Below are 22936 nucleotides of genomic sequence, written 5' to 3' on the forward strand. Positions count from 1 at the left end.
TTAATCTCGATACCCCAACGAAAGCTCGGCCGCCCGTCGGCGATCCCCTGGCGGAATCCAGCGCAATCCGTCGATAACGGAGGCATCGATCCGCTCGGCTCCGTTCTGTATCGCTTCTGCAGCCGCTGCATTAACCAGGCGGACAATCTCCCCTATCGTTCCTCCAGACAAGGCAAGCACCCGGCTCATAATATCGGGTTGTGACAGTTCAGACGCGTGTTGTAGCGGTAAAGTCGACTCTAAAGTGTTCAGTAGAGCTCGAGTTCCGTTCTCTGAGGTCCATTTAGGAAGCGGCCAATGCTCAAAACGGTTTGCAAGCTGCTCGTCTGATTGCAGTGCGCGAACCGCAGTTATGAGGCCGCAGCCAACGAGGTGTATTTGCTTTTCATTCGAGACGTAACGAAGTACATTTAAGAATGCGCGTTGCTGTTCAACTCGACCGGAATGGATATTATGTAATTCATCAATAACTAGGACCTTTAAACCTACCGATTCAACTAAACGTAGTGCTTGGCTCTGTAGTTGGCTCAAAATAGCCGTTCTACGGACTGGTGCGTTTAGACGATCTAGGATAGAGGTGTAGAACTGTCGAGGATCAGGTGTCGGCGGCATTTGAACATATAATACTTTTGCGGTGATGGCCTCGGCAGAGGGGTCGTCGTCGGGGGGATGTAGCCCGATAAAACGATTAACGAGCATTGTCTTGCCGTTGTTAGTGGGTCCCGAGATAAGAATACTCGCGGGACGGTGCGACCTTTTGCTTATTAATAATTCTTCTAACCGATCTGAAATGCGTTTGGCGGTGCCATAGGCGACGAAGGGTTGAGCCTTCAGCGCTTCCAGCCTGACCTCCGGAGATGCCCCAATTATAGCGTGAATTTTTGGTGTGAGGCGGCGCAGAGGAGCGTTCACTCGAGTATCTCGAAAACGTCATCTTCGTCTGGCGCTGCAGCTTCCGTATATCTCCAAGGAGCCTGTGGAAGAGGCGACTGGGGGAGCATCGTGTCACTGGGAGCGTTCGAGTTGCCCGCATCGTTCCGCGCTCTCCGTTCTACGGCAAGTCGAGAACGTCGCGCTTGTGATTTATTGCCTGCCGCTGTGTTCGCGATCTGGCGCTGGGCTTCTACTGCTGCGAACAATGCCGTTTCGTCATAGTCCGCTCGTCCCTCCGCCCGTATTGCTCTGCGGCCGGCCTCAAGTTCCCACAATGACAATGAAGGCCGCGAGATCTCTTTCGTTCCGATGCGGTAATAACGGTTCTCGTCTGGGGCTAACAACCAGATCGCTGAAACGTCGCGCGGGTCACGCCTGACCAAAAAATCCCGGTGTTTTCCATCCATTAGGTAGCGGCGCAAAATATCGTCCATATAATGGACGCCGCCCCACCGAATACCTCTTTGCGTAAGCCTTCGGCGTTCCATTGGCAAAAAATCGATGAGTAATCGTTGGGGGTCCTGAATTTCTGTCGGGACACCCCGTCCGCGCTCACTCTTGTCACCGAATATACCCTGCATCCACTTGGTATTCGGAGTCAGGCCATGGTGCTTGTGAGGCGTGCAATGATATTGGCCCGCAAAAAAGGTAGCGAACATTAACTCCAGCTCGGGGAGCGTCATCGCTGCATCTCGATCTGGATCCCTGTCTCCTCGCTCGATGATCGATGAACCGGTTGCCCCAGGCAATGTCTTAACTGACGACATCGCTGTCCTCATCATTCTCTCAATAATACCCCCAAAGTGTGGCATGCCTCCAGGCCTGAAATTGATTTGCATGCCCCAGGCGTCGCATCCGCGCTGAACAGCTTCTGAGTGAAAGTCGGAACCGTTATCGACATAAATTTCGTCTGGCCTACCATACATTGGCCATGGAAACTGCAAACCAATCTTACCTGACCAATCGTCCTTGGGTAGGATGGAATGGACTAGACACAATCCGACGGACGTTGCCGAAGGGGCTTCAAGCGATAGGTGGAATCCTAGGACGGATCTAGAAAACTCGTCGAGGGCGATCGTGATGAACGGTCTTTGAAGAGGGAGTCTGTTCTTTTCGTCGACGACAATGAGATCAACCTTCGTGTGATCAATTTGAACCCGTTGAAGCGGAGCGTTTGTGACAGGTGTTGCGCCCGACACCGGACGGAACCGCTCGCCAGCCTTCTTTCTGCCCTCTCGTGCTGCGACTATTTCAATTTCTGGAATGCGGGCAAGCCGTCGGCGAATTGAGTCGGTGCTTGGAAGCTTTAAACCTTCCAACGTACAAATACGTCGAATTTCGCGCACAGTTTGAACAATGGTCGGCCGCATACGGCTGAGATGATGTGTCTCAAACACCCGAACGATGATCGCTTCGACCTTCGGATCGAGAAAACTTCGTCCGCGGGTGCCTCGTCTCTTTGGAGGCAAAAGGTCGCGAAGCCGTCGGGTGCTGCGATACCGCTTTATGATGGTCCAGACAGTCCTTGTAGAGCAACCGATCTGCTTAGCCGCGTCGCTGACGTCCGCGACCGAGCATCGGTCACGTGCTACAAGCGGCTCGATGATGCCCCTGCGAATCACCGCAGTTGCGATCTCGGTATCGGTTAACTCTGCGCCGTCCACCCCAGAGTTTGAGGCTAAGATAGCACCTAGATCTTCGGAATCGGCGGCATGGATTGGCATGTTGCGGAACATCTAACGTAAGCCGCCGGAGCGCAAGGCTGACGCAGTGCAACGAAACGTGCGGTATAGTGCAGCGGAATGTGCGTCATTGATCAGCCGTGACTGTCGCTTGGTGCAACGAAAGGGAAGCTTTCCACAGGCGGTCTCAAGGTAAAACCGGGCGAAGTGAGCCTCGCGCATCTTGGCGTCCTCTTCCTCGACGAACTCCCGGAGTTTCAACGCGCGGTACTCGATTCGCTGCGCCAGCCGCTAGAGACAGGCACAGTCAGCGTCGCGCGGGCCAACGCGCACGTCACCTTCCCAGCACGCGTCCAGCTGATCGCGGCGATGAACCCGTGTCGGTGCGGGCACCTCGGCGATGCGAGTCTCGCGTGTGCGAGAGCGCCCAAATGCGCAGCCGATTATCAGGCAAAGGTATCAGGCCCTTTGCTCGACCGGATCGACCTTCACATCGACGTCCAGGCGGTCAGCGCCGCTGATCTGATTCTCCCACCACCAACCGAGGGGTCGGTCGAGGTCTCCGTCCGCGTCGCCGCCGCTCGCGCGCTCCAATCGGAACGCTATCGCGACCACCCGGTTCGTACGAATGCAGAGGCCGATGGCGCGTTGCTCGATGTCGTGGCCACGCCTGACGACGCCGGTCGTCGATTGCTCGCACAAGCGGCCGAAGCGATGCACCTGACCGCGCGCGGCTACACGCGGATCCTCCGCGTCGGTCGCACCATCGCCGATCTTGCCTGCTGTGAAACCGTCGGCCGACTCCATATTGCAGAGGCGCTCAGTTACCGTCGCCAACCTCCAAAAAATTGACCGCTGCGTTTTCCGATCAAGACGGCTTGCGGTGGACGAACGCTTCGTCTAGCCAACCCGCCGCTGCCCCTGTGGCGAAATTGGTAGACGCGACCGACTCAAAATCGGTTGCCGCAAGGCATGCTGGTTCGATTCCGGCCAGGGGCACCAACCACTAATTCCAACGCATCCCGACCCGTCCCAAAAGGGGCGGGTTTCGTTGGTTTTGCGGGGTTGTACGCGGTCCCGTCGCGTCCCATTGTTACCCAATGCAGCGACGATTGTTTGGGGGCACTTCGGGGGCACTGGTTTCCGTGCTTGGGGGCACCGGATGCTGACGGATACGGCTATCAAGAAGGCGAAGCCGAAGGAGAAGGCTTACAAGCTGGGCGACTCCGGCGGGCTATATTTATTTATTATGCCGAGCGGCTACCGCAGCTGGCGCATGAAATTCCGTTTTGGCGGCAAGGAGAAGCGTCTGGTGTTCGGTTCGTATCCGGACACGACGTTGATCCAGGCGCGCGCCATGCGGGAGAACGCGGCGAAGCTATTGCGCGAGGGCATCGACCCTTCCGTCCACAAGGTGCAGCAGGCTGCGGCGCAGGTTGCGCGCGTCGGTGCCACGTTCAAGACGATCGCCGAGGATTGGTTAGCCAGCCAGGACGCGACCTGGTCGAAGCGATATGCGCAGAACGTGAAGAACAGCTTCGTGCAGGACGTCTACCCGAAGCTCGGGCATCTGCCGATCGACGCGATCACTACGCCGCTGGTGCTGAAGGTTCTCCGTCCGGTCGAGGAACGCGGGGCGGTCGAGACGGCACATCGTATCCGACAGCGGATCTCGGAGGTGTTTGCCCGCGCGATCGGGAGCGGCATCGTCGCGGCGGATCCCGCTGCGGTCGCGCAACGCGCGTTGTCACCGATCAAGCGTGGCAAGCAGCCAGCCGTACGGACCGTCGAAGCCGCGCGTATCGTGCTGCGCAAGGTCGAGCAGCAGCCAGCCCATCCGCTAACCAAGCTCGCGTCGCGTTTCCTGTCGCTTACAGCGGTACGGTCGGGCGTGCTGCGGATGGCCGAGCCGAAGGAATTCGAGGGCTTGGACGGGCCGGAGCCGCAGTGGCGTATTCCTGCCGCCAAGATGAAACTGGTGGTGGATCAGAAGGAGGATGCAGCCTTCGAGTTCATCGTTCCTCTGTCGCGCCAGGCGGTCGAGACGATAAAGGTCGCGATGGAATTTGCGGGGAAGGGGCCGCTGATCTTTCGCAGCGTGCGCCATCCCAGAAGGCCGCTCAGCGACAGCACGCTGAGCAAGGCGTATCGCGAGGCTGGATTTACGGGGATCCACGTTCCGCACGGCTGGCGGTCGACGTTCTCCACGGTGATGAACGAGCTGGCGGGCGTGGAGAGCAGAGTCGGGGATCGCGCGATCATCGATCTGATGCTGGCACATGTGCCGGGCAACACCGTCGAGGCCGCGTACAATCGTGCGGCATACATGCCGCGCAGGCGCGAGCTGGCGCAGGAATGGGCGGATATGCTGGTCCAGGACCTCGCGCCGCTGGAATCGTTGCTTGCGGGGCTCAGGCAACACGCCTGATCCTGGAGGGGGCAGTGGCATGACCGCGCGCTCCCTTTTCAAGATCGTCGGCGGTAAAGCCGCGAAGGGGCATCGCACAGGGCAACCCGTACGCCGCAGCAGCTATCGCGCCGGCGAGCGCGAGCAGCGGTACTGGAGGCCATTCAACAAGGCAGAACGCAACGCGCGCATGCGCGCTGCCGAAACCTACGACCGAAAGCACAAGATCGCGGGCAAGCGTAACGGTCCGCTGGGCGCGATCGGCGTCGACGTGCTGCGCGAGCTGATGCGAATGATCGACTTCAAGACGGGTAGGCTCGAACCCGCCATCGCAACGCTGGCCGATCGGTTGCGCCGTTCGCGCGGCGCGATCGTCAGCGCGCTCGCGCGTCTCAAGGATCACGGTTTCATCAACTGGATCCGGCGGTTCGAACCGATCGAAGACCCCGACGCCTTCGGTCCCCAGGTGAAGCAGGTGACCAACGCGTATTGGTTTGGCCTACCGAAGGAAGCGGCCGACATGGTCCGCCGGATGATGGGCAAGGGGCCGATGCCGGACGACGAGGTAACCCGTAGGAAGGCCAACGAGGAGGAAACCGCGGCGATGCTGGCGACGATCTCGGCCGAGGACCTGGCGGCATTCCGTGCCGGCAACGAGTCCCCTCTCGCGAAAGCTCTCGCTTCGCTAGGCCGTCGCGTCGACCTCTGTAACGCGAATTCACTGGGTGGTCAGAACCCGACCCTACAAGGTTAAATATAATAGGAACGCCGTTGGCGTGCGCAGATTTCCTGCTCCACCAAGCCCCGAGGCCCCGAACCCAACAGGTTCAACATCCAGCGACCGCGGGTGAGCGTGCCGGCTTGCGCCGTCCCGTGCATCCTGGGGAGGATGCGCAAAATCGGTGCCAGATCGGCAACGCACGTCGGGCTTGCTGAAACGCTCGAGGTGCATCAAAACGCAACAGGCCGGACGACCCAGACCAGCCGTGGAAGCCACGGTTTCACGCCGTGCTGCATCAATCCCGCCGACTGCATCGAAAGCCACACAAAAAGCTCGCGGGCGAGGCGGGGGTTCTTGCGCGGTATTTGGGGTAATGAGACGAGAGAGCCACGAGGCGGCCTAGGAGGGGGGGGGCGAGGTGAGGGGATTGATTCGACACGCGGGGCCGGGGTGCCAGTGTCGCTGGGGTGCCGGGGCCTTGCCCAAACGCCTCGCGACTCCCACTCCCCACAAGCTGTACCCCGGCCACAACCAAAGTGCACCAAACTGCACCCACGCCGCGCCGGTTCTAAACGCCGCGCGCCCCAGGACCTGGGCCGGCTTCCGGCCGGTCTGGGATTGCACCTTTTGCGACACAGAAAGTACGCGGGCGAGGCGGGGGGATAAGCGTGTTAAATGGGGGTTGCGGGTGCATCGGTTCGCATCACCGCAGGATGAATCATGGCGCCGTGGGGGCCAAGTGTTTATTCCGCCGCGCATCAGATACCCCGACTGCATCAAAAGGCACATGGCAAGCTAACGGGCGAGGCGGGGGGCTTGCGCCGTATGAGGGTGTGCAACTTGGAACCGACGAAATTGGTGGAAAGCGGCCTGTCCGGTTTCGGGCGGCGATCGGCATGAACGGACGTTCGTTCAGGCGGTGGGGCAGGGGCGCATCCGGCCGCTTGCTGGTGGACACCCGCCCGTCCGCTATCGGGCGACTGCTACCGTAAACAGTCGTTCGTAGAGCGGGCGCGGCGCCAGATACAGGAGGTGGGAGAGGTCCGAACAGCTTCTTTGGTCTGTAGTCTTCGACGATTTGATCGCCCGCAATGTAACTGCTGGGTTACGAATTCGTCGAAATTCGAAGCGATCGGCCGATCAGGGAAAAGAATGCGCGACTGGCGTCGCTGACCGCGACATCCCATTCGGGATGCCATTGAACGGCGACGACGTCACCGCCGCAGGGCCGCGCGGAGAAGGCCTCGATCAGGCCGTCGTCGGTCGCAACCGCCTCCACGCGGAGCCCCCCACCAAGTCGGTCGACGCCCTGGCGATGCACCGACGTCACCGTGACGCTCGACCGCGCCATCGCCGTTTCGAGCAGGCCGCCGGTCTGCAAGGCGACATCGTGGACATGATCGAACAGCGTTTCATACGCCGTCGCGTCGCCGGTCTCACGGTGGTGCCCCGCTTCGGTATCGGTCAGCGTGCCGCCGAACAGAACGTTCAGTTCCTGCAGTCCGCGACAGATGCCGAAGACCGGTCGGCCCGCCTCGATCATCCGCGCGGCAAGATCGAACGCGACGGTATCGCGGTCAAGATCGAGCGCATTATCCTCTGCGTCGATCCCGCCATAGCGATCGCCCGCCACATTCGACCGGGATCCAGTGAGCAACAGGCCATCGAGCCGCGTCGCCAGCGACCGGGAGTCCAGCGCATCCGCGACTGCGGGCACCAGCAGCACCGTCGCGTTTGCATATTGCACGAGCGGATCGATGAAGCGGGTGGCGACCGTCTGGATCGGACGATCGGCGACCTCGTTGCAGCATACCACGCCGATCACCGGGCGCTCGGGTTCCGCATCGTGACGGCCGGAATCACGACACGAGGGAAAGAAGCGCGTCATGCCGAGCGCCCACGCAAGGTCTCGTGCAACTGAGTGGCGGCGTCGCCCTTGAGGTTCACCGCGGTCGGCTGCGCCACGACGCTGTCGGGCGGTACATCCTCCAGCAGCCAGACATTGCCACCAATCGTCGCGCCGCGTCCGATCGTCACGCGCCCCAAAATCGTTGCGCCCGCATAGATCACGACGTCGTCCTCAACGATCGGATGGCGGGCCAATCGCTCGCGCACGGACATGTCCGTCACGCCGAGCGGGCTGCGCGCGCCGAGTGTCACATGCTGGTAGATCTGGACCCGGTCGCCTACGATCGCGGTCTCGCCGATCACCACGCCGGTGCCGTGGTCGATGAAGACACCCCGCCCGATCGTGGCGCCGGGATGGATGTCGATGCCGGTACGCGTGTTGGCGAGTTCGGACACGATTCGCGCAACGATCGGCGCTCCCAGATTGTAAAGCGCATGCGCGATGCGGTGATGGAGCATCGCGACAATACCGGGATAGCAGATCAGGATTTCATCTGCGCTGCGTGCCGCCGGATCGCCGAGAAACGCGGCCCGGACATCGGCGTCGACCAATTCTCGGATCGCGCCGAGTTCACCGACGAAGAGGCGGACGATCATCGCCGACTGGCCGGGATCGAACGCTTGCGCTGACTCCTCCTGCCAATAGGCGAATTCGCTTTCGACCTGTCGCTGCAAGATCGTTAAAGCGCGGCGCAACGCTGCGGCGACGAACCTGTCTTCCCCCGCGCTATCCCCGGCATAGCCGCCAAGTCGCCCGGGAAACAGCGCGACGACGAGATCGCCGATCGCGCGCTCGACCTCGATGCGCGACGGGAAATGAGCGACGCTGTGTCGTCCACCATCTTCGCGTCGCCAAGCGGCGCGTGCGGCGCGCAGGTCCGCGATGGCGTCATCGAGATCGGGCACTTGGTGATGCGGCGCAGCGGTCATCGCAGGTCCGGATAGCCGAAGCGGATCGCGGTCTGCTCCAGCGCGCGGATCGGGTCCAGCGCGTCGGCGTTTGCCGTGACGATACCCGTTAGCCCGAGCATGGCGCGATCGTCCGCGAGACGAGAATCCGTCATGACCTGCTGCAAGGCCCGCCGAAGCGCTGCAATCGTCTCGATGCTCGTGGCCGCGGACGTCACGAATGGCAGCGTCGGCGAGGCGGGGCTGCGCGCGACGATCTTGAACGGGGCGGTCAGATCGGGCTCGCGCCGCACCAGCGTGGCATAGGTGACGGCGTCGATCGCGGCGATATCCGCGTCCCCGGCAGCGATCGCCGCGACACTGGCGCGGTGGGATCCGGTCTGCACCACGCCGGCGAAGAAGACATTCATCTCGGCGATCGGCGCCAGCGTCGCGCGGAACAGGTTCATGCCGGTGTTCGACTGCGGATCGTTGATCGCGGCGCGGGTGTCGCGGTAATCGACCAGCGATCTCCGCCCATCGTTCGCGCGCGCCACCAGCACGCTGGCATGCATCGCGTCGCCACTCGTCGACCCCGACATAGCGTAGATCGGCAAGGCGATGACTTGCAGAGCAAGGCTATCGTCGGCGATCAGCGGATAGCCGCACGCCTGCCCGAACAGCAGGTTCGGGTCCCGCCAGAGGTCATGAACGTGGCGCGCCCGGTCGAGGACATCGGGCACCTCTTCTACCCCGCATGTGCGCAGGATACGGACGATTGCGGACCAGATTCGGTCGTTCGCGCCCTGTTGTGCCGGGTGATCGTACATCCCGAGCGAAGCGACTAGTCGCGTCATGCTGACTGTGCCCGGTGATCGGGATGAAGCATGTCGTCATGCGATCGAAACGCGAACCGCCGGATGATCTCACCATAGCCGCGATAGATGGGCGCTCCCTGTTCGACGAACCGTTCACGGTGGCTGTTGTGATAGGACGGCAGGCGATACCAGGCCAGCCGCGGACGTTCGTGGTGGGCGGCATGAAGATTGTTATTTAGAAACAGCACTGCGAGCAGGCCCCCGCGCTCGACGATGGCAGCCCGTCCAGGGCTCGCCAAGTCGGCGCGATGCTCCGCGTACGACCGTAACATCGTCAGCGCGGTGCCTGGATAGACGAATGCGATCAGATAAGTGGCAAGGTTCATTCCGACATGATCCAGCCACCACAAAACCGCGGCTACGCCGATCAAATGCGGTGTCCAGTCTTGTGCGACGGCGGCAGGGCTGCGTACGGCACGTCGCGCCTCGCCGATCAGGAATCGGCCGATCGACAAGGCCGGGCCGAAGATCACCTGGCCGACCAGGGTCGACTGCAGTGAAGCGGCGAGGGCGCCGTGCCGCGATAGACGGTAACGCGATTCGGGATCGTGTCGGGGATCGGTGATCACTTTGGCGCCATGATGCGCGAGATGGCTTCGGCGATACAGCCGGTACGGCAGCCAGAGCGACAGGGGCGCAAAGCCGATCGCGCCGTCGATCCAGCCGATCGCGGTCGGATGGCCGTGGATCGTCTCGTGTTGCAGCGATCCCTGCCAGGCGATCAGCCATCCGCCGAGGACGACCAGCACGGGTAGCGGAACCTGCGCGTGAAACGCGGTAAGCGCGATCCAGCCGGTGTAGATCAGGATCGCGACCGTGAGCGTGGGCCACTCGATGACGGTCATCCTTGCGACGAAATCTCGCATATCCAGCTCCTTTGCTCTGGCAACATCCCCTGGATCGATGGGAATTGAAAGCAAGCAAAGGTGCGCCGCTGGAATAGGTTTGCTTCGTCATGAAGTTACGGACGCGAGCCGCCCCAACCGTGAAGTATGGAGATTTCCCACAGCGTGCTCACATTGCCCGATTTTAGGCCGGTCTCACTTAACGGCCGCCGTGCAGCTAGGCGTCACCGATTGCCTGGATGATACGATGCGCGGCAACGACGTCGCGATTGACGACGGCGGAAGTGAAGCGATCGATGATGGCGCGTAGGCGGCTGGTCGGCGCCATCGCCGCATTCAGTAGCGGGCCATCGATGAGGCGACTGCCCCATTCCACGCCCAAACGCTGCGCTTCGTCATCGGCACCTACGACGATCGACGGGAAGGGCAACCCGATTTTCGGTGCCGCAAAATGACCGTGATGCGAGCCCGCGCCTTCGGGGGCGACCAACAGGGCGCCGGCAACGTTCGCGGTATAGGTTCTAGGCGACAGTCGGGCCCACCATGCGGCGGCCGCACAGGCACTACCCTGTGCCAGGAGCATGACGGCACGATCGGACGCCGATACGGCGGCATCAATCCGCGCGGCCAGCGCCGTTCGCTCAGCAGCGGTACGACTGTGAACAGCGATATGCTGCGCATCGCCAAACCGCGGAAACTCCCGGATCCGCCCGAATATAGAGACGGCCTTGTCGGGGACGAGTGCGATGAGCGTCAGCCGACGGCTATCCAGGATAGCAACAGACACAATCGGTCTCCCTTTGCGTGAGCGGTTGATGCTGCCTTCATCCGGTCAGTGGCGCAACGTAGCTGCTCAGATACGCGCCAGACCGTTCTATCTTGGGCCTCGACCGATCTCAGGACCGCTGGATTACGCTGCGATATGACTGTCCTGGCCACCAAATCATGCAAAGCGGCGCTGTCCACCTTCGGGCTCAGTGAGGTCCTTCAGCGTGAAAAGGCTTTTCGGGGTGCATGAAGAACGACAGACCGGCGCCGACCAAGAGTAGCGCCAGCGAGGCGCAGAACGGGATCGACCAGCTGCCAGTCAGGTCTACCGCCGCGCCGAACACCAGCGGAGAGAGGATACCGGCAATGCCGAAGCCGAAGTTCATCATGCCGCTGGCGGTGCCGGCATATTGCGGCGCGATATCCATCGGGACGGCCCAGATCGGCGCCACCACGAGCTCGGAGAAGAAGAAGGCGAGCGACAGGCATATGGCTACCGTCGTCAGATCATGGGTGAGGACCACGGGCACGAGAAACACGAAAGCGCCGACCATCCCGACAATGATCAGATTGCGCCTCGCCGCCTGCAGGCTGCCGGTCTTGCGGTAGATATAGTCACTGGCTGCTCCACCGACCCAGTCGCCGATCACGCCACCCAACAGCACGCCGCCCGAGAACAGCGCCGAGTGCTTCAGGTCGAGACCATAATTTTTGAAGAAGAACGAAGGGAGCCAGGTCAGGAACACCCACAACGTCCAGCCATAGCAGAAATCGACGGCCGTTACGGGCGCGATCCGTCGCGCGAGCCGCCACCACGGGACGGGAGGCGTGCTGGCAGCCTGTTGCGCGGCCGGGGCCAGTTCGGCGCGTTCCTCGTCGGACATGCCGGGGTGGCGTTCAGGGTTCTCCCGCGCGACCACCAGCCACAGGACCACCCAGACCGCGCTCGCGACTCCGAGCACCACGAATGCCCCCCGCCAGGATACGAGGGCCATCAAACCGACCAGCAGCGGCGGGGTCAGCGCATTGCCAAGCCGCGCTGCGGCGTGCGTGATCCCTTGTGCAAAGCCCCAGCGCGCCGGTGGCAGCCATGTCGCCATGGCGCGCGTCGCAGCGGGAAACGCGAACCCTTCGCCGATGCCGAGCGCGAGACGCAGCGCAAACAGCGACGCCATCCCGCCGACCAGCCCCGTCAGCACCGTCGCCACGCAGACGATGGCGCCGCAGATCACCAACATGCGCCGCGGCCCGAAGCGGTCGATGACCCGACCACCGAAGAGCTGGATGAGTGCGTACGGATAGGAGAAGGCGGAGATCGCCAGGCCGAATTGGGTGTTGCTCATCCCCAGTTCGGCGGTCATCCGCGGCCCCACCGTCGCCAGGTTCACCCGGTCGATGTAAAGGACCAGATACATCAGGCAGAGCACCGCGAGGATGCGGTTCGGGATGCTCATCCACCGCGGTACGCGACGCGCGACCGCGTCGGACCGGTTCAGGCCATGCCCTGTCATGCAGGTCGGCCCGTCCCCTTGATCTGCGTCCTGTGCATCACGCGCCGTGCGGCCGGATCGAACGCATCACGCCGGTGCATCGTGCACCGATTGTCCCACAGCACCAGATCGCCCTTGCGCCAGTGATGGCTCCAGCCGAACCGGTCGCCGTCGACATGATCCCAAAGCTCGTCGAGCAGCGCTTCGGACTCGGCCAGATCCAGACCATCGATATACGCATTACGGCGGCGGCCGAGATACAGCGCGGGGCGACCGGTTTCCGGATGCGTGTAGACCAGCGGGTGCAAACTACCCGGCGCCTCGCGCGGATCGTCGCTTGGCGTGACGCCCTGGCGCAGGAAACCACCGCTATTGTAGGTGCCGTCGTGCTTGACGCGGCGTCCGGCGATGCGCGCCTTCAAGTCATCGGGCAGCGCCTCGTACACGGCGTACATATCGATAAAGCTCGTATTGCCGCCCGTCGGTGGCACTTCCAGCGCATAAAGCGCGCTCGCCTGGGGCGGGACTTCGACATAGGACATGTCCGTGTGCCAGACCGCTTCGCCGTTGCCGAGGCTGCCGATCGGGACGCCGCCCTCGACCACGTTAGAGACGACATAGAGTTCGGGCAGTCCCTCGACGAAGCGGCGGCCGGTCTCCTGGATCGGCGCGAGATCGAGGTCCCCGAACCGGCGGCTGAAGGCGATCAGATCCGCGTCCGAAAGCGACTGGTCCCGGACGAGCAGGACCAGATTGTCGAGCCAGGCCTGGTGCAGGTCGGCGAACTGTTGGTCATCGAGCGTCCGAAGATCCATACCGCGAACCTCCGCGCCGACGCCCTTCCCCGTTTCGACCAGGTCGAGGCCAAGTCGATTTTCCAGCAGATCGCCCATCATCCCGTACTCCATCATCGCACGTTAGCAGCCGACGAGGGTCAACCGCCGCATAATCGTTTTAACGATTGACCCCCGACGTGGACCGCAAAGCATTTGTTTGGGCCGGTCAAACGGGGCATATTTGTGTGCTGCAGTGGCGCAAATTGGCCGCTGCTTTGATCGCTGAAGGCGGTAGAGGCATTTCCACATGGGTCATGATCCCGACCAGCCTCACGCCGATTATCCGTCCTCAATGATACCGGTCCATACTAAGGAACTTTGCATGGTGCGCATCACGCTTGAACTTGCCAGCAAGATTATCACAGCGACGCTGGAGAGGAGGGTGGAACTGGGTTTAAAGCCGCTTTGCGTGACAGTGCTCGACGCCGGTGGGCACCTCGTCGCACTGCAGCGTGAAGACGGAGCCTCGATGCTGCGACCTCAGATCGCGATTGCCAAGGCGAGCGGGGCGCTCGCGCTCGGAATCTCAAGCCGGAAAATTGCCGAGATGGCGTCGGAGCGACCAACGTTCGTCGCGTCGCTCGGGCCAATCTCTCCGCACGGCGTCGTGCCTGCGGCGGGGGGCGTGCTCGTTATCGACTCAGACGGCCAGTTGGTCGGGGCAGTGGGTGTGACCGGCGACACCTCGGATAACGATGAAGCATGTGCGCTCGCAGGTGCCGCTGCCGCCGGGTTGTCAGCCTTGGATTGAAATCCGCAAACTGGTCGTGATGACTGCCTCCATCCCACTTGGGCCGGCTGACTTTGCGAACGAAGCGGCAATTCGCGGTTACGTGGACGGGATCGCCACGTTCGATCGATCAGCCCGCTATCGCAGTAAGCGCGAACGTTCCCACCCAAAGCGCTATATCAGGAATGCTTAGGATTAGTTTGCTACCGTCGGCGATAATGGCTTTGGCGGATGAAGCTGAGAATCGTGCCAGAGATGTTCAAAGCGTCCGCTCTCCACGTCCGGTAACCGAACGTCTGCTGCCAGCAACCAGCCAACATGAGCCAAACTCTGTAGCTGAATGAACGGCAGAAATCGGGAACCTGCGAGTGGCGCGTGAATGACCGACTCTGGGTCTGGCCGGAAGCCGTAGGGCAGGGCGTGCTCGCCCAGTTTCGGCCATCCCAGAATTTCATCCACGTTCCTGATTGCGGCCATTCGTTCCGGAGCTAAAACGCGGGCGGAGCCTAAAATTTGGGTGTGTGGCACGCGTAAGGGCGTCCGTCTGGTGGCATGAGACGTTGCCCGTGATTTTTTAAATACGGAAAGTAGATCGCTCAGCATTTTCGTTGTTTCGCCGACGCTGGATGTTGACCGTATCAAATTTTTGATTTGGATTGGCGAGACTGATAACGGTGTAAAAGCTGCCTGTGATCAACGGTCTGGAGGATTTCTGATGAAGTACAGCGTCCTGTTAGTTGCTGTTGCGTTGACGAGTTGGCCGGCGTCGTCACAAGTTCGCCGGTCCATGCCATATCCGACAACTGCGCAGCTTAAGGCGGCCGGCGATTCTTATCAGTTTCAATCGCGTCAAGATGGTCTTTCGCCACTTGATTTTTCCAAAGATCGGCGTGATCGGCGTGAATGCCTTACCCGCCGCAAGACGGGACGCGTCGAATGTAGGACACGCGAGCAGTGGCAGCGGCTTGCAGCCCGTATAGGCACCCAAGATCACTAAGCGCAATTTCCTCATCGGCGGGCCTATCGACGCGGGCGTCTCGATCGCCATTCTCAACCGACACTAAAGCTGATCTGGACCGTTCGTTGATCTAAACAGCCGATGTAGTTGGTAGAGTATGCAGTGCCGATTTTCCTAAAGTAGACCTCGACAGCGGAACGTCTGCTTCCTTCCCGTATCGGCCGTTTAGCTCGTCGGCTCGCCAGCCCGAAAGCAGCCATTTTCAGGGAGATCTTTCCCACCCCGGTCATTCCTGATGCAAAAATCAAAAGTATTGCATCAGCCCCGATACGGTCAGCCACGTTGCTCACCGACCTCGACGAATGATCTCGAAACGGCCTAGAAGAACGATATATCTACGTCGGAGGAACGTGAGAATGATGCGCTTTGCTGCGGTTGGCATAACAGGTCTGGCGACGCTTGTTACCCTGAAGGCGATAGGCGTGGCGGTTTCGCCGGCAGCCGTAGGAGTAGCAGTGGGTGTGATCATTGCTTTGATTCTCGGACGTCGAAAACGGAAGCTGCTATCTAAAGGCACGTTGGCCTAAAGCGGGCTGACGACCAGTATCTGCATCGAGTTGATGCAAAGATCACAGGTTTTGCATCAACAGGGCACCATAAATTATCTGTCGACTGATGCTCATTTGGGGGCGGAATAAACCACGTCGATCGCGCGGACATGATAGCGTCCAGGCGGCAACAGCAAGCCGATGTCCTCACCTGGCCGGATTGCTACTCGATCAATCGGGACCGAGGTATCCGGCTCACCCAAGGGGCGGGCCTCGATCACACGCCACCCCTTTGCCGGTCGCAATTTGCGGGGAATGGTAATGATCCTGTCGCCTGCCACCTTACGCCAATCCGGCCGTCCGCGAGTGAACCGCTCGGTTGGATGGTCGATGATTAGATCGAATGTTCCGGCGGGATGGTCCGAAGGTAAGGTCGCGAGCCGCATGGTTTCGCTACCGCCCCGGCATGTCGTTTGTGAGATAGTAAGAGGATCAATACCGGTCTTTTCTTTAAGCCGTGCGGCCATCCATTTCTGACCATCGGCCCGAGGAACTTCGGTTGCATGCGAATAGCCTACATGAATCAACAGCTTGGCGGCCGGGTGACTCTTTAGGAATGCCGCTAGGGTGTTCGCCTGGGCTTCTTCTCGAAGAGCAATCTGCTCGCTCTGACTGACACCTTTGCTCGGCTCGTTGTGTGTGTTGTCCTCATAAGGCAGCAGGCGATAGCCAATGGCCTTGGCTTGCCGCCCGAGCCGCCCGTAGCCCGCCTCTGAAGAGTAGTGGCCGTCGTCATCGGAAAGATAGGGCAGGTCCGGATGGCCAAGAAGCGAGGGTAGATACCGCTGCGGTACAGTAGCCGGCGGATTAGATAGCGTTTCCAGCCCCAACGTATCGTAACCCAGTGGGCGCAGGCGTCGTGCTACTTCCGCAGTAAACCAGCGGTGACGCGATCGTTCGTGGCTTTCGTTGATAATGACTATGGAAGTCCGCCCGGCTCTACGCACGACTTCATCGACAGCCGCTGTCGCCAGCGCAGATGGTGAGCAGTTCGTGGGTTTATAATCGTCGCTAGATGCTGCGATTAGGTCCTCACGCCCGAACAGGCTGAGGGTCTGTGTGTCGCCATCCGATACAATGGGATTGTCTGGATCGATTTCCGACAGGCTCTCCAATTTCCAAGAGATCATGGAAGGCAGACTATTTGTTTGAACGATCTCGAATGGCTGTGAGAGTATTACGCGCTGCCCCGAGACATCGGGTTGGTCTGTTGCACACGAGCTAAGCGAGGCAACAAAAATTGCCGCAATGAGCATTGGTGAACTCAGATCTGGAATAAGTATGCGCATATCGAATGCTACCGGTCGCCTTTTTCGATTTCAACTTTTTTGGCGAGAGTGAGAGCTCCCGCGTTTTCAAGCTTCTGATGCAAAAATCACGGATTTCGTATCAGCCCAAGGACGGTAGGAAACCAACGGGGCCGGCAATGCAAAAGACTGATGCAACTGGGATACCCATTTAGTGGTCGGTTTCTTGGGGTGGGTGCCCCAAAGCAGGCCGTCCGCTTTCCTCCCATCCCGGCCATTCCCAAAATTCGATCCCAATCGGGAACGAAAGAAGCGTTGTCGTTATTGCGGAATGCAGATTGATCAGCCCAAAATTGCAAAGTCCGAGAGGCCAGATGCCAATGTATCGAACACCGCTCGACACCTGCTGCTGGTCCGAAGGTCCTCATGCATCACGAGCCAAAGCGGAAGGTCGAGACTGAATGCCTCGGGTAAGACGCGGACCAGTCCATCGTCCCGTGCAGCGATCATGGTCTGACATATCCCGATGCCGAAGCCAGCGCGCAGCATGGCAAGCTGGACCAGATTGCTGTCGACACGCATGGCGAAGTCGGCATGGCTCACTCGCGGAAGCATCCCCATGATCGCCTGGCCGGTAGTCGATAGCGTATCCATACCGATCAGGTCGTGGGCGGCAAGGCTGACCACATCGGCCGGTCTACCTCGGCGTTCCAGATAATCCTGCCGCGCGAACAGCCCGAGCGTCACCTTGCCAAGCCGGCGTGCAATAAGGGCGTGCTGGGTCGGATCGGTCATGCGCAGCGCGATATCCGCTTCGCGCTGAAGCAAGTTGGTGACTGCGTCTGTAGGTGCCAGCTCGATCGACAACGCCGGATGTTTGCGGCGCAGTTGCGCCAGCAGCGGTGGCAGATGCTCGGCCGCGAACACCTCGGCCGCCGTCACGCGGACTGTGCCGGCGACCTCGTCGTCCGCTGCCGAAGCTGCGCGCAGCAACGCATCCGTCGTCTTGACGAGTTCGTCGGCGAACGGGCGCAGGGACAAGGCGCGATCGGTAGGCGATAGTCCGCGCTGCGACCTTAGGAAGAGCGTGCCGCCAACCGCCTGTTCCAGCGTCTCGACATGGCGTGCGACGCTGGGCTGGGTGAGTCCTAGCAGACGTGCCGCGCCCGACATAGAGCCCGTCCGCATCACTGCGGCGAACGTCCGGTACAGATCCCAGCTCGGCCTTGTGTTCATTCATTATCGTATACCTATGCGCCGTTTTTCGTCAATTCCGTGGTGATCGCCTCTGCTCCATCTTCCGGCAGCAATATGGAGGCGGTAATGACACGAACGGCTTTAGTGCTGGGCGCAACGGGTGGGATCGGAGGCGCGGTAGCGCGCCGGCTGATACAATCGGGCTGGTCCGTCCGCGGGATGGTCCGCGACGGCGGTGCAAAGCGTCTTTCTGCAGGCGTACTACCGGTCATCGGCGATGCCTTGGATGCGGCTGCGGTCGCGAAGGCCGCGATAGGGACTGAGTTGATGGTGCATGCGGTCAACCCACCCGGCTATCGCAACTGGCGCCAGCTGGTCCTGCCGATGCTCGACAACAGCATTTCTGCGGCTAGCGCAGCCGGTGCACGACTTCTCCTTCCTGGAACCGTCTACAATTACGGACCCGACGCATTCCCGGTCATTGGCGAGCAGGCGCCGCAGCGACCCCGGACGCGCAAGGGCGCGATCCGTGCCGAGATGGAACTTCGCCTTCGCGATGCCGCTGAGGCCGGCGATCTAACGTCGTTGATCGTGCGAGCGGGCGATTTCTTCGGACCCGGCGCCGCCAACAACTGGTTTAGTCAGGGATTGGTGAAGCCCGGTACGCGTCCGACGATCATCCATAACCCCGGTGCACGGGGAGTGGGTCATCAATGGGCCTATCTGCCAGACGTCGCTGAGACGATGGTCCGCCTCGTCGAGGAAGCCTCGCTGGCACCGTTCGACACCTTCCACATGGATGGTCACTGGGATGCGACCGGCACGACGATGACGAACGCGATTGTGCAGGTTTTGGGCGATCCAACCATGCCGGTTGGGCAGCTTCCCTGGGGGCTGTTGAAGATCGCAGGACTGTTCGCCGCCACCCCGCGTGAGCTCGTGGAAATGCGCTACCTGTGGCGCGACCCGGTTCGTCTGGACAATGCTCGCCTGCTGGCGACGCTCGGGTCGGAGCCCCGCACGCCTCTCGATGACGCGGTGCGAACGACGCTAAGTGCCATAGGGTGCCTTCCAAGTTCTCGAATGAACAACGGCAGCGGGCTTTGATAATGCTAAAACTTTCCCAAAACTCGATCCTTTTCAGGAAAGGGCGGCCGCGCCGGTAACGTCCGCTAACGCCATCTGCCTCCCGAATAGCTCCCGGTCCGCTTTCCTTCCCATGCCGGCCATTCCGCTTACGCCCACACCCGGACGTTCACGCTGACGATCCGGGCGTCCAATAACGGCCATTCGTTCAGCGCGATCTTTCCCGTTTCTCCGTCTCCGATTGGCCATTTTGGGAAAAAGCAATCGGGAACAGATTTTGGGAAAGCGAAACCCGCAGGCATCCGTCAGCGCGATCGAAGCGGCGAGATTCCCGCCTGACGTTCCCTTGTGGGAAGCGGCTCAACCTGCTGGCGACGAGCCTTGCTGCATGCGCTCGGTCCTGTCACGCTGAAGCTATGAGCATGATCGGCTTTATCCTAGCAGCGGCAACGTCCGTGAATCCGTGTGCACCGATGCCTGGCGCAGTCGAAATTGTAGATCAAACCCGCACCAAATGGATCATGCTGGGTGAGATGCATGGCACTGTTGAGATGCCGGTAGCCGTAACAGATTTTACCTGCTCCGTAGCGGAGAAACGCGGTCCGTTGACAGTGGCTGTAGAGCAGACGACTGACAATCAGCAAGGCATCAGCGACTTCATCAAGTCGAACGGTGATGCCGCCTCTCGCGCGGCGTTTACTAAAGCTCCCATGTGGCAAACGAAGGGCAAGGACGGCCGATCGAGCGTAGCCATGTTCGAAATGTTTGACCGTCTTCGTGTCCTTTATCATGCTAAGAAGATTACTGGAGTGGTCGCAATCGACCCGATCGTCTCTAACAGCTCAGCCGACCGGAATGCGAAAATGGCGGAAAATCTCCTCGCCATCAAAGTAAGGGCGAACGGTCTGGTACTTATTTTGATTGGGGGTCTTCATGCCCAGAAGGCCGATATTATCGTTCCAAGCGGGCGTTGGCCGTCCACGGCCAGCCTCATGCCGAAGGATCGTACGGTCACTCTGATGATGATGGGAGGCGCTGGTACAGCTTGGGTCTGCTTCGAAATCTGTGGTTCTCACCCAATCGGCGAACCTCGTGACAAACCGCGAGGTGTGCAGATTGCACCGATGACCGGGGACTTTCCTTTTGACGGGACACTAGAGATCGGGTCGGGAACGTCGGCTTCTCCGCCTTGGATTAATGCAAAATAGGCAATTGGGGTGTGCTAAGGGAAGCTCTGACGCTCCACCCGACCGTTCATTTGCGAGATCACGCTGTGTGGGTTACTTGGTAGTGTATGTCGATGTGGCTGACCATGGCCTTGCAAACGGCGCAGCCGCTGCCCGATGCCGCCTCATTTGATCTGGCAAAAATCGATAAGTCTCGCGAAATCAGCAATATGTCGGTAATCGCAAGATGTAGCGATTCCACATCATCAAACGAGATCGTTGTCTGCGGGGCACGACAAGATCGATATAGGTTGCCACTCCCAGTTGAGCGTCCAAGTGCAGAACGAGGGCGGGGTGAAGCCCAGACTGGTACGGCTGCGCTCACCCCAGCGGCTCCGTGCGGCATCTTTGAAGGTCAAAGGCGGTGTTCGAAGAAGGAAGCAGCTCAGTATGGATATGGCAGCGGACGCGACCCAATTACGGTGCTAAGCCGCATTGCTGGAAAGATATTTGATGCGGACGATAACTAGACTCTGCGTCCCTCACCTTTTGCGCTGGCTAGCAAGCTCTTCTATCAGAGTGACCCGCTTACTGGAAACACAGGTAGAAAGATCACGCTTGACGCTTTCCTTCATCGCAAGACGCGTATCTTTCGGAAGCGAATTTTCATCGGTCGCGGTGATTTGGGATGCCAACTGATCGGCGCAAGCATCAAATGCTTTGCAGCCAAGAGCGTCTATATCCCGATCACCGCTCGATGATTTGGTCGAGCAGCGTAGCTTGCTCCCGCGAATTGCGTACTTGCCTGTCCAATGTGATAGGCGCTGTCCAATGACCACGATTTCCGTTTCTTCGGGTGCGCTCATAGCTTGTTGAGCCACGAGCAAAGCGGTCATTAGGATCAGCATTTACCTTCCAGCTTCGCACGCCTCTTGATCATAAGCGACGACACAGAGGACCATATCAGGCTCGGGATCGAAAGCCAGCCATCCCGATATTCGATCCTTTTTGGGAAAGGGCGGCTGCGTCAGGGACGTCCGCTAACGCCCTTCGCCTTCCCAATAGCGGACGGTCTGCTTTCCTTTCCAACCCAGACATTCCCGAATTCGATTGGTTGTGGGAACGCTCGCGCGAAGATCGACAATCCCGCGATCTGATCGCTACGAAGGGCTATGTCCGTGCCCAGCCACTATAAGAGGCAGCGCCCGTCGTCATATCGATCACAAAGGTGTCACCGCCGATCCGGCTTGCATAAAATCGTCCTTCGATATTGCTTATGGCGGAGAAGGTGTCGGTCGCGGGGCGGGTCGCATCGAACTTCCGGTGCATGTCGTCCGTCGCGCCTGGTTCCGGTGCGATCTGCCAAACGGGCCGGTTGCCGGCGTCGAACAAGAACACCTCTCGCCCCCAGATTTCGCGGTGAATGACATCCCTCGTCGGATACGCTTCGAATAGAACCAGACGCCCCGAGCCGGGCACCGGTAAGATCATGCCGATAGGGTAAGACTGCACAGCCTGATCCGATATTCTTGTTCCACACACCACAATACGAGGCAGCGGTTAATTCCTCAAACTCGATCCTTTTCGGGAAAAGCTGAGCCCCGCAATGTCGGCTAATGCCACCTGCCTTCCCGAAAGCTGCCGTTCCGCTCCCCTTCCCCATCACGACATTCGCGAGCGGCTAGCCGGGCTTCAAAATCGGGCATTCGCAAAGATGAACCAGCGTCCGAAGTTGGGGAGCGAGGGAAGGGGCGTGAACGTCCGCAACTGGGTCCGCGCCGCCACGCCGCTGACGGCAGCTCTCGACCAACTCAAGCCGTTCGTGACGCGAATTGCGAATGGCAGCTTCGGACGGAACCCGTTATTCGACGAGGCCATAGCGATCGGCGGTCGCCTATCCTTGCAACCGAGCGTGTCTGGTAACCCGTCTTGAACACCGTCGTTCCTGAGGTCACTGGGCAGCAGCAGCGAGACGATTGGCGATGGGCCATTGCCAACGGGCAGATATCTAGCACCTCGGTACGGATAGCTGACGTACGTAGGCCTTTCCTGCACATTGTTTTCCGAACCGGTTGATGAACATCGGCCCGCGGCAAAAGCCGGCTCTGGCCGGCCCGTATGCGGTGTTCGGAAAACGGCCGTTTTCTGCACACCGCTGCCATCAGCCGATTCTCAAACGGGATCGTAAATTTAGAAGGTTGGCCTCGGAAATCTCAAACTAGCCAACTCTGACATATCCTTTATGCTGGATATATGGAAAACGATACGGCCATTGCTGCACTTAGCGCTCTCGCACAAGGCACACGCCTCGACGTGTTTCGCCTACTGGTCCGGCACGAACCAGATGGAATGGCGGCCGGCGAAATCGCCCGTCAGCTCGACGTGCCGCAAAACACTATGTCAGCGCACCTTGGCATTCTCGCGCGTGCCGGCATCGTCCGTTCCGAACGACATAGCCGCTCGATCGTCTACCGCGCCGATCTGGACGGGCTGCGCGCACTGACCCTGTTCCTCGTCAAAGACTGCTGCGCCGGCTCACCCGAACTATGTGCGCCACTCCTAGCCGAACTCACCCCATGCTGCTGAAA

21 protein-coding genes, 1 tRNA gene and 1 pseudogene are annotated in these 22936 nt (G+C 60.2%); 10 read left to right on the forward strand and 13 right to left on the reverse strand.

Features of this window, described 5'->3' with window-relative positions; genetic code table 11:
• Together ASF00_RS18075 and ASF00_RS18080 are read right to left on the reverse strand one after the other, a co-directional pair.
• Positions 1–912 carry a TniB family NTP-binding protein gene (locus ASF00_RS18075; RefSeq protein ID WP_082463426.1) on the reverse strand — a complete coding sequence of 304 codons (912 nt, stop codon included), beginning with the start codon at positions 910–912 and terminating at the stop codon, positions 1–3.
• Positions 909–2669, reverse strand: coding sequence for a Mu transposase C-terminal domain-containing protein (locus tag ASF00_RS18080; RefSeq protein ID WP_082463427.1), 1761 nt, complete (start codon positions 2667–2669; stop codon positions 909–911). The genes ASF00_RS18075 and ASF00_RS18080 overlap by 4 nt, the downstream gene beginning before the upstream one ends.
• A 117-nt stretch (positions 2670–2786) precedes the next feature.
• Between ASF00_RS18080 and ASF00_RS13305 the strand changes: the two are divergent.
• The 4 genes and pseudogenes from ASF00_RS13305 to ASF00_RS13320 form a co-directional block, all read left to right on the forward strand.
• Positions 2787–3467, forward strand: a pseudogene (locus tag ASF00_RS13305) (ATP-binding protein); the annotation flags it as partial.
• 65 nt (positions 3468–3532) lie between these two features.
• Positions 3533–3617, forward strand: a tRNA-Leu gene (locus tag ASF00_RS13310).
• A 160-nt stretch (positions 3618–3777) separates the two neighbouring features.
• Entirely contained in the window at positions 3778–5043 is a 1266-nt protein-coding gene (locus ASF00_RS13315; RefSeq protein ID WP_055879864.1) for a tyrosine-type recombinase/integrase, read from the forward strand.
• A gap of 19 nt (positions 5044–5062) precedes the next feature.
• The gene (locus tag ASF00_RS13320; RefSeq protein ID WP_055879866.1) at positions 5063–5776 is read left to right on the forward strand and encodes a hypothetical protein; all 714 of its coding nucleotides are present in this window, start codon (positions 5063–5065) and stop codon (positions 5774–5776) included.
• 1072 nt (positions 5777–6848) lie between these two features.
• Here the strand turns inward: ASF00_RS13320 and ASF00_RS13325 are convergent.
• From ASF00_RS13325 to ASF00_RS13355, 7 genes are all read right to left on the reverse strand, one after another.
• Positions 6849–7631, reverse strand: a complete 783-nt coding sequence (locus ASF00_RS13325; protein WP_199848889.1) for a gamma-glutamyl-gamma-aminobutyrate hydrolase family protein — start codon at positions 7629–7631, stop codon at positions 6849–6851.
• Positions 7628–8581, reverse strand: coding sequence for a serine O-acetyltransferase EpsC (epsC, locus tag ASF00_RS13330; RefSeq protein WP_055879869.1), 954 nt, complete (start codon positions 8579–8581; stop codon positions 7628–7630). The genes ASF00_RS13325 and epsC overlap by 4 nt, the downstream gene beginning before the upstream one ends.
• Complete coding sequence (locus ASF00_RS13335) at positions 8578–9396, reverse strand: phosphate/phosphite/phosphonate ABC transporter substrate-binding protein (RefSeq protein WP_055879872.1); 819 nt, start codon at positions 9394–9396, stop codon at positions 8578–8580. Before ASF00_RS13335 ends, epsC begins: the two co-directional genes overlap by 4 nt.
• On the reverse strand, positions 9393–10283 hold the full coding sequence (locus ASF00_RS13340) for a fatty acid desaturase (protein ID WP_055879874.1): 891 nt from the start codon (positions 10281–10283) through the stop codon (positions 9393–9395). The genes ASF00_RS13335 and ASF00_RS13340 overlap by 4 nt, the downstream gene beginning before the upstream one ends.
• A 196-nt stretch (positions 10284–10479) precedes the next feature.
• A complete protein-coding gene (locus tag ASF00_RS13345) occupies positions 10480–11049 on the reverse strand; it encodes an alpha/beta hydrolase (RefSeq protein WP_055879877.1) in 570 nt (189 codons plus the stop codon).
• 187 nt (positions 11050–11236) lie between these two features.
• Positions 11237–12541 (reverse strand): MFS transporter, encoded by a 1305-nt coding sequence (locus ASF00_RS13350; RefSeq protein ID WP_082463430.1) that lies wholly within the window; start codon positions 12539–12541, stop codon positions 11237–11239.
• Positions 12538–13428: a TauD/TfdA dioxygenase family protein gene (locus tag ASF00_RS13355; protein ID WP_055879880.1), complete on the reverse strand. Its 891-nt coding sequence runs from the start codon at positions 13426–13428 to the stop codon at positions 12538–12540. The genes ASF00_RS13350 and ASF00_RS13355 overlap by 4 nt, the downstream gene beginning before the upstream one ends.
• A gap of 65 nt (positions 13429–13493) precedes the next feature.
• On the opposite strand from ASF00_RS13355, the gene ASF00_RS18725 reads away from it, so the two are divergent.
• The 3 genes from ASF00_RS18725 (at position 13494) to ASF00_RS18555 (ending at position 15631) form a co-directional block, all read left to right on the forward strand.
• Positions 13494–13652: a hypothetical protein gene (locus ASF00_RS18725; protein WP_162233586.1), complete on the forward strand. Its 159-nt coding sequence runs from the start codon at positions 13494–13496 to the stop codon at positions 13650–13652.
• A 26-nt stretch (positions 13653–13678) separates the two neighbouring features.
• Positions 13679–14107 (forward strand): GlcG/HbpS family heme-binding protein, encoded by a 429-nt coding sequence (locus tag ASF00_RS13360; protein WP_055880553.1) that lies wholly within the window; start codon positions 13679–13681, stop codon positions 14105–14107.
• A gap of 1353 nt (positions 14108–15460) precedes the next feature.
• Positions 15461–15631 carry a hypothetical protein gene (locus ASF00_RS18555; RefSeq protein WP_156348347.1) on the forward strand — a complete coding sequence of 57 codons (171 nt, stop codon included), beginning with the start codon at positions 15461–15463 and terminating at the stop codon, positions 15629–15631.
• A 92-nt stretch (positions 15632–15723) separates the two neighbouring features.
• On the opposite strand, the gene ASF00_RS18085 is transcribed toward ASF00_RS18555, so the two are convergent.
• Positions 15724–16941: a hypothetical protein gene (locus ASF00_RS18085; protein ID WP_156348348.1), complete on the reverse strand. Its 1218-nt coding sequence runs from the start codon at positions 16939–16941 to the stop codon at positions 15724–15726.
• Positions 16942–17241: 300 nt separating this feature from the next.
• Positions 17242–18135 carry a LysR family transcriptional regulator gene (locus ASF00_RS13365; RefSeq protein ID WP_055879881.1) on the reverse strand — a complete coding sequence of 298 codons (894 nt, stop codon included), beginning with the start codon at positions 18133–18135 and terminating at the stop codon, positions 17242–17244.
• Between the two features lie 87 nt (positions 18136–18222).
• On the opposite strand from ASF00_RS13365, the gene ASF00_RS13370 reads away from it, so the two are divergent.
• Complete coding sequence (locus ASF00_RS13370; protein WP_156348349.1) at positions 18223–19203, forward strand: NAD-dependent epimerase/dehydratase family protein; 981 nt, start codon at positions 18223–18225, stop codon at positions 19201–19203.
• 401 nt (positions 19204–19604) lie between these two features.
• Positions 19605–20390, forward strand: a complete 786-nt coding sequence (locus tag ASF00_RS13375; protein WP_156348350.1) for a hypothetical protein — start codon at positions 19605–19607, stop codon at positions 20388–20390.
• A gap of 500 nt (positions 20391–20890) precedes the next feature.
• Here ASF00_RS13375 and ASF00_RS18560 read toward each other — a convergent pair whose 3' ends face one another.
• Positions 20891–21256 (reverse strand): hypothetical protein, encoded by a 366-nt coding sequence (locus tag ASF00_RS18560; RefSeq protein ID WP_156348351.1) that lies wholly within the window; start codon positions 21254–21256, stop codon positions 20891–20893.
• 262 nt (positions 21257–21518) lie between these two features.
• Positions 21519–21839, reverse strand: a complete 321-nt coding sequence (locus tag ASF00_RS13380) for a hypothetical protein (protein WP_055879890.1) — start codon at positions 21837–21839, stop codon at positions 21519–21521.
• 762 nt (positions 21840–22601) lie between these two features.
• On the opposite strand from ASF00_RS13380, the gene ASF00_RS18090 reads away from it, so the two are divergent.
• A complete protein-coding gene (locus tag ASF00_RS18090) occupies positions 22602–22934 on the forward strand; it encodes an ArsR/SmtB family transcription factor (protein WP_082463432.1) in 333 nt (110 codons plus the stop codon).
• Positions 22935–22936 lie beyond the last annotated feature (2 nt).

Source organism: Sphingomonas sp. Leaf34, assembly GCF_001421805.1.
Taxonomy (GTDB): domain Bacteria; phylum Pseudomonadota; class Alphaproteobacteria; order Sphingomonadales; family Sphingomonadaceae; genus Sphingomonas.